12 protein-coding genes are annotated in these 11944 nt (G+C 50.7%); all 12 read right to left on the bottom strand.

Annotated elements, in window-relative coordinates; translation table 11 throughout:
* Positions 1 to 40: 40 nt before the first annotated feature.
* On the bottom strand, positions 41 to 1267 hold the full coding sequence (locus tag B5E77_RS02590) for an LCP family protein (RefSeq protein ID WP_087163832.1): 1227 nt from the start codon (positions 1265 to 1267) through the stop codon (positions 41 to 43).
* 29 nt (positions 1268 to 1296) lie between these two features.
* Complete coding sequence (locus B5E77_RS02585) at positions 1297 to 2706, bottom strand: undecaprenyl-phosphate glucose phosphotransferase (protein ID WP_087163831.1); 1410 nt, start codon at positions 2704 to 2706, stop codon at positions 1297 to 1299.
* Positions 2707 to 2712: 6 nt separating this feature from the next.
* Positions 2713 to 3672 (bottom strand): glycosyltransferase family 2 protein, encoded by a 960-nt coding sequence (locus tag B5E77_RS02580; RefSeq protein WP_242963556.1) that lies wholly within the window; start codon positions 3670 to 3672, stop codon positions 2713 to 2715.
* On the bottom strand, positions 3659 to 5113 hold the full coding sequence (locus tag B5E77_RS02575) for a glycosyltransferase family 2 protein (RefSeq protein WP_087163829.1): 1455 nt from the start codon (positions 5111 to 5113) through the stop codon (positions 3659 to 3661). The genes B5E77_RS02580 and B5E77_RS02575 overlap by 14 nt, the downstream gene beginning before the upstream one ends.
* Before the next feature lie 10 nt (positions 5114 to 5123).
* Positions 5124 to 5798: a DUF4956 domain-containing protein gene (locus B5E77_RS02570; RefSeq protein WP_087163828.1), complete on the bottom strand. Its 675-nt coding sequence runs from the start codon at positions 5796 to 5798 to the stop codon at positions 5124 to 5126.
* Between the two features lie 68 nt (positions 5799 to 5866).
* A complete protein-coding gene (locus tag B5E77_RS02565; protein ID WP_087163827.1) occupies positions 5867 to 6562 on the bottom strand; it encodes a polyphosphate polymerase domain-containing protein in 696 nt (231 codons plus the stop codon).
* A 31-nt stretch (positions 6563 to 6593) separates the two neighbouring features.
* Positions 6594 to 8237 carry a CotH kinase family protein gene (locus tag B5E77_RS02560; protein WP_087163826.1) on the bottom strand — a complete coding sequence of 548 codons (1644 nt, stop codon included), beginning with the start codon at positions 8235 to 8237 and terminating at the stop codon, positions 6594 to 6596.
* Positions 8234 to 9826 (bottom strand): CotH kinase family protein, encoded by a 1593-nt coding sequence (locus B5E77_RS02555; RefSeq protein ID WP_087163825.1) that lies wholly within the window; start codon positions 9824 to 9826, stop codon positions 8234 to 8236. Before B5E77_RS02555 ends, B5E77_RS02560 begins: the two co-directional genes overlap by 4 nt.
* 25 nt (positions 9827 to 9851) lie before the next feature.
* Complete coding sequence (locus B5E77_RS02550; protein WP_087163824.1) at positions 9852 to 10280, bottom strand: GtrA family protein; 429 nt, start codon at positions 10278 to 10280, stop codon at positions 9852 to 9854.
* Between the two features lie 37 nt (positions 10281 to 10317).
* Positions 10318 to 10647: an EamA family transporter gene (locus B5E77_RS02545; protein ID WP_087163823.1), complete on the bottom strand. Its 330-nt coding sequence runs from the start codon at positions 10645 to 10647 to the stop codon at positions 10318 to 10320.
* 1 nt (position 10648) lies between these two features.
* The gene (locus B5E77_RS02540) at positions 10649 to 11008 is read right to left on the bottom strand and encodes an EamA family transporter (RefSeq protein WP_087163822.1); all 360 of its coding nucleotides are present in this window, start codon (positions 11006 to 11008) and stop codon (positions 10649 to 10651) included.
* Positions 10992 to 11933 (bottom strand): glycosyltransferase family 2 protein, encoded by a 942-nt coding sequence (locus B5E77_RS02535; RefSeq protein WP_087163821.1) that lies wholly within the window; start codon positions 11931 to 11933, stop codon positions 10992 to 10994. The genes B5E77_RS02540 and B5E77_RS02535 overlap by 17 nt, the downstream gene beginning before the upstream one ends.
* Positions 11934 to 11944: the final 11 nt, after the last annotated feature.

The following is an 11944-nucleotide window of genomic DNA, read 5'->3' as shown; positions in this document are numbered from 1 at the left end:
TCTTTCCGAAAAGCCGGAAGACCCAGATCCTTCTCCGGCCTTATTCTGTGCTGCTGCCCTCCGTCTCCTTTGCCGTCACGCCCGTATCTGCAATGATTCTGTCATTGATCTCAAGCACAGTCGGCGACGGATAATAATCATCCTCATCAAACAGGAAGCGATGCAGCTCTTCCACATTTGCCACCAGATCTGCCGGGACTACCATATCCTGCCCATCTATTATAATTCCGCCTTCCCGCATGCTTGGGAAACCGCTTGTCTCACCCAGCTCATAGGACATCATGCTGGCCGCCATTCCAATCAGCGTAGTCTTCGGAATATTTGTCGCTGCCAGCGGGAAGACCTCATCGATCATAGAATTGATCGTTCCCAGGCCTGCTGATTTGGCCTTTTCCACAATCTGCTCTATCACGCGGCGCTGACGCTCTGTTCTTTCATAATCATTGTTTCCGACCTTACGGATACGGCAGTAGGCAGTCGCCTGTACGCCGTACAGCGTCTGCAGGCCCGGCTCCTCTATAAAGCTGTTGTAGGGATTGACTTCGCCGTCCGCCTTCTCAGCGATCGCCGTCGTCTCATACATATAGCTGTTGATCGCCTCTACCTCTTCCTCTTTGACATCTATCTCCACGCCGCCCAGCAGGTCTACTGTTTTGATCAGCGCGGTAAAATCTATGCTCACGTAATACTTAATATTCAAATCCAGATTGGTATTCAGCATCTCCATGGCCTGCTTCGGACCGCCCTTGGAATAAGCGGCGTTGCATTTTCCATAGGTGTCGTCTGCCCGGTTCAGATACGTGTCACGGTAGACGGATACCATACGCACTTCCTTGGTCTCATTGTTGATGCTGGCGATGATAATGGTGTCGCTCAGTTCACCTTCGCCAAGGCTTCCGGGCGTTCTGGAACCGAGACCAAAGAGGGCGATATTCGTATAGCCCTTCAAAAGCTCTGCCGTGTTCTCATCCATATCCTCATTTGTGCTGACGTCACCGGGGTCAACGCCCAGATTCTGCAGCCTTCCAAGCTTACTCAGCACAAAGGCGCCGACGCAAAGCACCAGAATCAGTAGAAATTCCACAGAGAGTATCAGAATCAGCTTTCTCTTACGCTTTGCCTTTTTGATTTTTTTCTGCTCCTTCCGGCTCAGCTTATACTCATCATAGTCGTCCCGGTCTTTTCTCGTGCCGCGTTCCTTGGCCTTATATCTTCCGTTTCCCGAGTTTCTTTTTCCTGCATTTCTGCCTTTCGTATTGGTTGCCATAGCATATAACCCTTTCTGTTTCCCAACATTTAATAGGCGTTCTTGTTGATAAAGCCTTTGAAAATTGTCAGAAATAAGATTTTTATATCAAACCCCAGCGTCCAGTTCTCGATGTAATAAAGGTCATACTCGATCCGCTTTCGAATCGAAGTATTTCCGCGGTAACCGTTGATCTGTGCCCAGCCGGTCATACCCGGACGCACCTGGTGTTTAATCATATAACGCGGGATCTCTTCACGGAACTTCTCCACAAAAAACGGACGCTCCGGACGCGGCCCTACCAGGCTCATATCCCCTTTTAAAATATTAAACAGCTGAGGGAGCTCGTCAATGCTCGTCCTCCTGATGATTTTTCCTACCTTTGTAACCCTCGGATCATCCGGCACGGTCCATGCGCCGCGCTCTTTCTTCGGCGACTGTACGTCCATGGAGCGGAATTTATACATCCGAAACGTCTTATTGTGAAGCCCTACCCGCTCCTGAGTATAAATAAGCGGCCCAGGCGATGTCAGCTTAATCGCGATGGCCGTCACCAGCATAACAGGTGAAAACAGAATAATTGCGAAAACGCTTCCCACCAAATCCATCGACCGCTTCATAAACGCATTGAAGGTATTGGTCAGTGGCACATGGCGGATATTAATGACCGGGAGTCCCATCAGATCTTCCGTATAGGGGCGGGTCGGAATGATGTTATTGTAATCCGGAATGAATTTTGTATGCACACCGGATTTTTCGCACACAGCCACGATATGCTCCAGCTTGGAATACTCACTTAATCCCAGCGTAATCGCTATCTCGTCGGGCTTCGCCGCCTCCAGCACCTCCGCTATCTCTTCTGTCCGGCCAAAGACCTCGACTCCCCGGTATTTCATTCCAGACTGTACGTTGTCGTCCAGAATTCCCATGATATCATAGCCCCACTCCGGATTGGCCTTAATGCGGTCGATATACTCCTCCGCCGCCCGGCTGTAGCCCACGAGAATCATATGCTTCTGATTGAAGCCCTTTTCCCTTATATGCTGAAGCGCCAGACGGATAAAATTGCGGAACAGACATTCCAGAGCGATATTAATCAGATAAAACCATACCAGCATCAGACGGGAGAAGTTTGTCGTAAACTCCACATTATCCCTTGCCAGGAACATGGCCGTCATAAACAGAACGATACCGATGGTATTCGCCTGAATAATCTTCTCCACCTCTACGCGCTTCCGGCGCACGCTCTTCGTCGTATACAGTCCGAATACGGCATAAAGGATCAGATAGCCCGGGACAAGAAATACCAGCATGCTCATATAATGCCGGAACACAAATCCCGATACCCTGTTCAGCACCTGGAACTGCACTGTCCAGGCCAGCATATAAGACACTGCGATAATAAACGCGTCTATTATCACATGCAGCCGGTTAAAATGACGCTGGTTGTCCTTAATCACACTCTCTCACCCAAATCTTCTTGCAATATTAACCCACAATTCTATCTGAATTCTAACATATGAGGGCAGGTTTTTCCAATAAAACTTTACCCTTCCGCCTTTCCGGCCCATCCGCAGGCCTTCCAGCAGGCCGCAGGCATAGACGCCGCCCATTCCCTTTTTTGCGAAAAAAAGCAGCTTCAGCCCAAATCCGGCAGCAAGAAACGGCAGATTCACCAGAAGCTGAAAAGCCGGCATATTTTTCCAAATCAGATATACATTGTTACGGGAGCTTAAACGAACCTTGAACTCATTGTATCGGGAACCGCTTGTGCCGCTCCCCGCATGAAGAACCCTTGCCGCCGGAGCATACAGGTTCCGGTATCCCGCGATTCTCGCCCGCCATCCGATATCAATGTCTTCCAGGTATGCAAAATGCGCTTCGTCAAAATACCCGATTTTTTCAAAAATATCCTTCCGGTAGATAGCCGCGCCCGCGCAGGCCGCAAAGACTGCTCCCGGTCTTTCATAGTATGCCGTCTTTCGGTCCTTTCCTCTCGCAAAAGCCCAGCCCAGGGCACAGTAAAAATTGCCTGCATCGTCAATTTTTTCCGGATTATAAAGAGAAATCAGCTTCGCCTGAGCGGAAAAGGCCCGGCTGTCATGCGAAAGCGCATCCGAAAGCGCGTCTGTAAAGCCAGGGAGAACCTCTGTGTCATTGTTCAGAAGAATCACATAAGGGCGCGCAGCTGCCCGGATTCCTTCATTCACCGCCCGTGGAAATCCGTAATTCTGATTCAGGGCGATGACCTTTACCTGGGAAAAGCTTTCTTCCACAAGCTCTCTGCTCCCGTCCTCAGAACCATTATCAACCACCAGGATCTCTGCTCCGGGCGCGTCCTCCAGCAAAGCCTTCAGACAGGCCTCTATAAATCTTTTTCCATTGTAATTGGGTATCACGACAGATACCATCCTATCTGCTCTCATACATCACCGCCCAGGGCTCGTAATAAATGGGATACCCTTTTTCCTTCATCCGCCTGCAAAGCTCCGGAATGGACACGGTGCTTTCTTCTCCCAGGAGCTCCCTTCGAATCAGGAAGCAGTCCGTGGGGCTTTCCAGCTCCTGCTGCAGAAGAGCCCTGTGAAAATACCCGGAATACCCTGCCTTCAGTCCTTTGGTTCCCTGCGAAAACGGATCCTGCACTCCAGCCATGCGAATATCGCCGCAGAGCCTTCTGTCCTTCCCGTAGACCCGCGCGCAGGCCATACCTGTCTCCGGCCTCCCGCAGCAGGCCAAAAGCTCTCTCCAGAACCCTGCGTTTACCTTCGCTCTGCGGACACAGGTAAAAAGCACATAATCTTCCTCCCCCAAAATTGTTACAGAATTATTACATGCCTTATCATAATATACAACGTTTACTCCCGTTTGTCCATCAAAATTTTCAAAAGATTTTATTAATAATTTCGAACTGCCCGGATACTGCACCCTGTAAAATCCATAATTTTCCGTATCCAGGACCGTTCCCGTCTTTCCTGTGCGCTCCAGATGCGCCGCCACCACGCGTTTCCCCGCCTCATAGGCGTAGAGCTTGCTCTCGGGATTTGCCGCTGTGGAAGCCGCATGACAGCGCCAGGAATACAGTACCTTCGGAATGTGGACGATCTTTTGTGCCTTCTCCGTACAGCGGAATATGAAATCATGATCCTGGGCCCCGTCAAATTCTTCACGGAAGCCTCCTGCCGCAGCCGCGATCTCCCGCTTCACTGCAAAGAAATGGCAGATATAATTATTGCTTCTCAAATATTCCGGATTGAAATCCGGTTTGAAATGGGGCTGGAAATGCCGGTTCTGCTCCGGATCCAGCTTATCCTCATCCGTATAAACAGCGTCTGCCGGCTGTCCGTCGTTCAGCGCCCGCACGATCTCAAAAAGGGCCCCCGGAAGCAGCAGATCGTCATGATCCAGAAGGCCCACATAAGCCCCGGCCGCATTTGCCAGGGCCGCGTTTGTATTTCCAGAAATTCCAAGATTTTTTTCCAGCTTCTGATAGCGGATCCGGGAATCCCGCGCCGCATACTCTTCCGCTGTCCTCTTTACCTGTTCAGAAGGGCTTCCGTCCGCTATGCACAGCTCCAGATTCCCGTAGCTCTGCTTCAGTACAGATTCTATCATTTGCCGCAGAAAAGGCTCCGGCGTTTCATAGGCCGGTACCAGGATACTGATCAGCGGAGAGAAGGGAAACTCCGTTTCCCGCTGTCTCCTGTCCTCCTCCTGGTCGGGAAGCTGGTGGAAAAGCCACTCTTCGTATCCCTTTTCCGCCAGATTCCTCTCTCTTCTCTCCTTCACCTTCCGGTAAAGCCGAACAAATCCATACTGTCTTACAAAGCGCCAGGCGCGTCCCAGGGACCCGATCAGCTTCCGCATACATCCACCTCTAGAACGTCACTTCGCCGTCATGAGCGATGAGAGACGCAGACTGTACAGAGCCAAGGGCACAGACCTCTTTGACAAAGGCGCTCTCATCCTTCACCCGGACCTCCACAATCATGTCCATGCTGCTGCCGGAAATGTTGCGGGAACGCACCTTATAAAAGCGGCTGAATTTTTTTGCAATCTCCAGCACCTGAGACTCTGCCTCCGTGTCGGACAGGTTTACCACCAGCATCATGGGAGCTCTTGACGCCGGAATGTTCTCCAGCACAAGCACGAGCACCGTCACGACAAGGCAGGTCAGAAGCGCTACCTCGTAAAGTCCCGCGCCGCAGATAATTCCGATACTGATGGACCAGAACAGAAATACCAGATCCATCGGATCCTTGATGGCCGTACGGAAACGAACGATAGAAAGGGCGCCGACCATACCGAGGGAAATCACAAGGTTGGACTGCATAGCCAGGATAATCGCTGCCGTGATTACGGAAATCGCAGCCAGGGATACGTTGAAGCCCTTGGAATAGAAGGACTTCCGGGTCATCAGCCGGTAGATCAGAAAGATGTAGCAGGCCAGGATGCAGGTCACCGTAAAGGTCGCCATAATCCGGCCGGCCGAAATGTCCATGCTTGTAAAGCCCTCCAGGAATGAGTTTTTAAATACGTCTTGAAATCCCATGTATTATTCCTCCAATTTCTCTATATATGAATATCCGCTGCGTCTGCCTGCAGCCGTTATTCCCGTATTTAAGCGCGGATCCCCGAAAGAGAATACCGCCTGCAAAGATAGTATTTTGAAAAAGTTGTCTGCCGCAGATGCGAAAGCTGCAGATTCCGGTACAGGTAATCCGGAAGGAACTCATCGTATTTGACCTCCAGAATCTGTTTCCCTGCCGGCATAATCGGCCTTGCCGGCACCCTCTTCTCCAGGAAGGAGGCCACCGCGTTCGAAGACCGGATATTGCGGTCCAGCGTCACCCGCGTATTTCCCAGCTTTTCCACAAAAGGCGTTCTGTCATACTCTACGATCACCTTTGGCTTAAGCAGCCGCGTCTTCATCAGTAAATTCATCTTCTGAAGCACCGGGGGATAAGAGGGATCCGCCGGAAGCGGCCGGCCCGCCATCAGCTCCCGGCACTGCTCTTCCGTCAGCAGGCAGGAAAGCTTCTGCGTCATGCCGTGCTGCTTCTTTTTCAACTCCAGGCTGATACGCCCCGGATCCCCATTATAAATCCGGATACGGAATTTTTCCCTGGGGTCCGTCCCCATCTCGTTTTCCCGGTAATAAGTGTTTTCGAAATCGTCAAAATACAGGCTGCGGATCTGATAGGTTCCATCCGCCCCCGCATGGCGGTCGGGCTGAATCAGATTTCGTATCCGGTTTTCCAGGAGCACAAGCTGCGTCTCCGATACCAGGTATTTTATCTCATTCCGATAATCCACTCACACACTCTCCCTTCTCCAAGGCCTGCCCTTATTCATAGCCCAGGCCCATATATTCTTCCAGATTTCCATCAAAATAGTAATCCAGAATTTTCATACGGTAAAGCGCCATCCGGACAAACAGCTCATAATCCTGTCCGGAATTGCTGTCAGGCCAGCGTCCCGCGTCACGCGCAAGCGCTCCTGAATCCTGCACCTGATGCGCCAGCTCCCGGGTGGCCTCTGTCAGGCTTTCATCAGACAGGACGCCCCTTCGGAGCTCTTTCCATGTCTCCTCCACGTAGGCACGGGAGCCATCTACATCAAGCTCGATCAGCCGGTCCCCAAAGCTCCAGTTGATCCGCTCGGAGTAAAGGGCTGTATTGAGCCCCACATCCCACACATTTCCGCTCGTTCCGGCGCTCAGGGCGTCTCCCCAGGTGATATCCATATCCCAGGGGGCAAAATATATTTTCTGGGCATTTCCCCTGTTTTTTGCCACATAATACATGTTTTTTCCACGATTGTCAATTCCCAGCACTGCCTGAAGGTAAATCCAGACATCCAGCGCTCCCTCCCGGTCTGTAAGCTCCGACGCTTTCTCGGCAAATTCCTGATCGTCTGCCAGATCCCGGAGCTCAAGATAGGACAAAAGCGCTTCCCAGGAGCTTCTGTCAATCGTTGTATGGCTGCCCTTCAGCTCGTAGCCCGACAGCGTCTCCCCATATTCCTCCTGGTTCAAAAGCTCCTCTGTGGACTCGCTCTGAGGGGTCACAGATTTATAGGAATACTCCTCCTGTGCCGGCTCTCCTTCCTTCGTCCGGTCAAGCTGCTTGGAGTCCACCGGCTCCATCAGGACATAAAGCCCCCAGTACTCATGGTTGAAAAAGACCTCCACATAGGTCATCCGCGTGCCGAAATATGCTTCCGGAAATTCCTCCTGAGAAGCACCTATCTGCTGCCAGATATCGGCGCTCAGCTTATCCCTGATTTTTGAGGAATCGCTGTACATGGCGTTCAGCAGCCATTCATCATCCCTCCGGAGGCCAAACAGGGATTTTTTATCCTCTACAATCTCCCCGTCCTTATTCTGCTTCTTCAGGCTCAGCTTATACCCCTTCTTCTCGTAGGTGCGGCTGGTATTTCCTCGAATGTTCGCCTCCAGGATGCTGGAGGACGTCCAGTCCGTCTTGGTTTCGCTGTCCCAGAAATATACGCTGCCGCCGAAGACCTCCATGTCAGCCGTGGCTTCCGTCTCAATCGAAATGACAGGCAGCCCGGTGGCTGTCAGCCAGCACTCCTGGTACTCCTGGCCGCGCACAGCGTAGAACCGGAATTTTGTGCCGTTTTGTATGGCTTCCTGCTTATCCGAATCCGTGAAATCCTCCTCGAACAGAAGCGTCACATCCGGAGCGGCGCTGGCCAGCTCGCCGGTCTCCCAGCTTTCCGTCTCCATGTTCAGCGGAAGATAAAAGGTCGAGGTGTTTTTATCATAGGGGAGCTTTTCCCCGGAAAAGCTCAGCTCCGTAAAAAAGGGCTCCTCCGCTTCTGTATGCGTCGCCAAAAGCTGCGAAAGCTCTTCTGAGCTTCCGCGGTCCAGTATTACAGGCCCCCGAATCAGCGGCCATAAAAACAAGATTGCCAGGCAGAATGCCGCCAGTATCAAATTCAGGAAAAGAGCCCTCCGTCTTCTCACTCTACATATTCCTCCAAATCCAGATAAGCAAGCGGATCCTCCATCTGTTCATCCAGAAACGCCATCCGCCCGCAGGCCAGCTCCTTCAGGCTCTCATAATCGTCATTATGTCCCCCGTTTTCCCACCGGGCCTCATCACGCGCGAAGGCTCCGGAATCCACAACCTGATGTGCGTACGAATCGATCTGCTCCGTAAGCCACTCGTCCGAATAGACGGTCTGCCTTAGCTCCTTCCACCGGGCCTTCACCTTCTCCTGCGCATTGTCCACATTCAGCCGGATCAGCCGGTCTCCCAGCTTCCAGGCTATCCGCATGGTCAGGATTTCTTCTGAAAAACGGGTCCGGTTTCCCGCGTCAAAATCATGTACGTTTCCCCAGGTATAATCCATATCCCAGGGCATAAACCGTATCCGGTACTGTCCGTCCTCCCAGACTGCCGGATAGAAAATATTTCTCTGTATATTATCCATGCCGATGACCGCCTGCAGATACAGCCAGACATCCAGCGCATTGTCCACGTCAATAAGCTTCGGCATCTCTTCCGCAAAGACCTCGTCATCTGCGTCGAGATATGCCAGGTACGTATTCAGCACCTCAAAATCTTCCTCTGTCTGAGCCGTCCAGCTTCCCTTCAGCTCAAACACCTCCGGATCCTTCTGTTTATACAGATATTCCACCGGCTGCGCTTCATTCTCCCTGGTGAGATCCAGCTGCTTGTAGTCCACCGGCTCCATGAGCCCGTAGATCCCCCGGTATTCTCCGTTCTGGAACACTTCGATATATTCCATATGATATCCGTAAAAGCCCTGTTCGTCAATCTCCAAAGCTCCGGATTCATTCCAGATATCCAGAGACAGCTTATCACGCACCTTGCTGTCTTCGCTGTACATGGCATACAGAAGCCATTCGTCATCCTCCCGCATTCCCAGAAGAGAGACCTTATTCTCCCTGAGAGCTCCGCTTCCCGTCTGGTTTTTTTTGTACAGCGTGATTTTATATGATTTTTTGGGATTCAGCCTGCTGCTTCCGCCACGGATATGAGCGCTCATGACGCTTTCCGTCACCCAGTCTGTCTTCGAATCCGCCTCATAAAAGCGCATGCTTCCATAAATCTCATCATAGCGGATTTCTTCTCCCGTATCCGTATCGAGCACCAGCATCGGAAGCCCGGAAAACACCAGCGCATATTCCCGATAGCTCTCCCCGTCCGCTGCCAGCAGCCGGTAGCTTTTCCCTGTCCGTATAGCCTCCTGCTTGTCATCCTCCAGCGGATTGTCCAGCAGATATACCTTTACACCGGAATCCTTCGCGAGAAACGTGCCTGTCTCCCAGGCCGGGTTCTCCATATCCACCGGCAGGTAAAAGGTTCCGGAAGCCTTATCCCAGGGCAGCTCCTCTCCGGCAAATAAAAGCCCGGAAAGCAGCTCCTCCTCCGTCTCTGTCCGGCGCTCCTTGAGCGCTTCTGCTTCCTGTCCGGTCAGCGCCTGCGTCCCCATATCCGGCTCCTTCAGCGGAAAAAACACAAACCGCAGGCATCCGCAGATAAGCAGAAGCAGTCCGATTCCAAGCGCTGTCCTTCTATTCCGCATATCCACTCCTTTCCTTCTCCGGTTTTCAATGCTTCTCAATAAAAATCTTTCTCGTAATGAAATTATATACCATAACTATGGCTGTCGCAAAGATTTTTACAACCATATAAGCATATTGTGAATACGACGCGAGGGCCTGGCTCTGCTCCATAAGGCTTTCCAGCCAGGCGGTGCCTCCCCACATGCACAGCTGATTGATGCCCAGGCCAATCAGGCTTAAGATTACAAAGACAATAAACTGTACGGCCTTGTTGGCTCCTTTGTCCGCGTCAAACACAATTGTGACGCTTAAAATATAGTTCACGATCGTCGAAATCGTATAGGAACAGCCGCTGGAGATCAGCGACGGAATTCCCACCAGCTCTGTCAGGCCGACCATGATGGCATAGTCGATGAAGAAGCACAAAAAGCCTACAGCTCCGAATTTGATGATTTGTGCGAATAGTTTTTTCATGATTTTTCTCCGTTTTCTTTTTAACCCGTAAATAAATTTACAGGTTAAAAATTACAATACCTGCAATGATAATCACAAGTCCCAGAAGCTTCTTTTTTCCGATTTTTTCTTTCAGGATGAAATATCCCATCACCGAAACAAACACATACCCGCTGGCTTCCAGAACCGGTCCCAGCGAAAGAGGTACAAATTTATATGCATATACGGTCAGAAGGCTTGAAAGAAAAAAGAGGCCATACGCAAAGATTACCCTGAAATTCAGATACTCATCTATCCACCTGTCATATTTCCGGTCGGCGCTCTTTTTCAGCATAATCTGCGAGATCGAAGCCACCAGCACCGATCCCAGAAAGATTGCAATTCCCATACTATTTCTCCTCTTCCGATACCACCAAAAGAATTCCCGCAATGATGACGGCTGCTCCTATCACATTCATTACTGTGATATGTTCTTTAAACACCAAAGCGCCCCATACCACTCCCCAGATTACTGTAACCGCTTTAGACGCATAGGCAGTAATCAGGGGTAGTCTTTTGATGACCTGCTGCCATCCAAGCGCGTAAAGAGCCAGAATGAAAAGCACCCCTCCATAATACAGGACATACTCTCTGGATAAAAACGGCTGTCCTGCCGCCATTTTTGAGAAGATTCCACTCAGGGAATAAATCAGCAGAAGAAGCTGCAGTCCAAGAAATGTCATTTTTTCGCTTTTAGTCAGTTTTTTCATCGCTGCCTCCGATTGTCTCCCGTATCACATACTGCGGCGCATTATTGATACTGATATAGATTCTTCCGATATATTCCCCTATAATTCCAAGCAGAACCATGATAATTCCGCCTATAAACAGAATCACGGTGATCAGAGAACTGTAGCCAAGCACTGTCGTATAGCCAAGCAGTTTGCGCAGCACCATAACTACGCCATAGATAAAGCCTGCAGCTGCGCACAAAAATCCTACCACTGTAGCCAGCCGGAGAGGCTTGACCGAAAAAGCGGTGAAACCGTTAAACCACAAAGCAAGAAGCTTGCCAAGAGAATATCCGGATTTCCCTTCCATTCTCGCCCGGTGGTGTACTGGCACATTCGCTATATTCTTTGTACTTCTCAAAACCAATCCGCCTACATACGGATAGGAATTTCTGTACCGCAGCATCTCTTCAATGATAAATCTTCTCGCCGCGTAATAGCTGGTACATTTCAGTTCCCTGGGCTTTCCCAGAAGCACCTCTATCATTTTCTCATTGACCCAGCTTCCGAAGATTCGGAAATGGGACTGCTTGATCTCCGGATAACATCCGTATACCACGTCATATCCTTCTTTGATTTTATCGATCAGAAGAAAAGCCTCGTCCGCCGGCGTCTGTCCGTCGTCATCCAGTGAAACCACAATATCGCCGCTGCAGCTTCTGTATCCCGCCATCAGCGCGGCGTGCTGTCCAAAGTTGCGGGCCAAGGAAATTCCCTTCATATTGCTATATGTCTTTACAAGCTTCTGTATCACTCCCCAGACCTGATCCGGAGAATTGTCATTGACCAGAACAATCTCATAGCTGCATTCCGGCCTCTGCGCCATCGTAGTCCTCAGCTCATCCACAACCTTCTCTATGGTATGCTCTGAGCCATAACATGGTATTACAAACGATACGTCCATTTCTTTCTCTC

This window comes from Lachnoclostridium sp. An131 (genome assembly GCF_002160825.1).
GTDB lineage: Bacteria > Bacillota > Clostridia > Lachnospirales > Lachnospiraceae > Laedolimicola.
Note: the sequence above shows the minus strand (reverse complement) of the source record. Positions and strands in the feature narration are given on the sequence as shown.

What these genes read in the sequence shown, in the direction of transcription:
- B5E77_RS02590 (WP_087163832.1), bottom strand. Translation starts at nt 1,267, where the DNA reads ATGGCAACCAATACGAAAGGCAGAAATGCAGGAAAAAGAAACTCGGGA.
- B5E77_RS02580 (WP_242963556.1), bottom strand. Translation starts at nt 3,672, where the DNA reads ATGAGAGCAGATAGGATGGTATCTGTCGTGATACCCAATTACAATGGA.
- B5E77_RS02575 (WP_087163829.1), bottom strand. Translation starts at nt 5,113, where the DNA reads ATGCGGAAGCTGATCGGGTCCCTGGGACGCGCCTGGCGCTTTGTAAGA.
- B5E77_RS02570 (WP_087163828.1), bottom strand. Translation starts at nt 5,798, where the DNA reads ATGGGATTTCAAGACGTATTTAAAAACTCATTCCTGGAGGGCTTTACA.
- B5E77_RS02555 (WP_087163825.1), bottom strand. Translation starts at nt 9,826, where the DNA reads ATGCGGAATAGAAGGACAGCGCTTGGAATCGGACTGCTTCTGCTTATC.
- B5E77_RS02550 (WP_087163824.1), bottom strand. Translation starts at nt 10,280, where the DNA reads ATGAAAAAACTATTCGCACAAATCATCAAATTCGGAGCTGTAGGCTTT.
- B5E77_RS02545 (WP_087163823.1), bottom strand. Translation starts at nt 10,647, where the DNA reads ATGGGAATTGCAATCTTTCTGGGATCGGTGCTGGTGGCTTCGATCTCG.
- B5E77_RS02540 (WP_087163822.1), bottom strand. Translation starts at nt 11,008, where the DNA reads ATGAAAAAACTGACTAAAAGCGAAAAAATGACATTTCTTGGACTGCAG.
- B5E77_RS02535 (WP_087163821.1), bottom strand. Translation starts at nt 11,933, where the DNA reads ATGGACGTATCGTTTGTAATACCATGTTATGGCTCAGAGCATACCATA.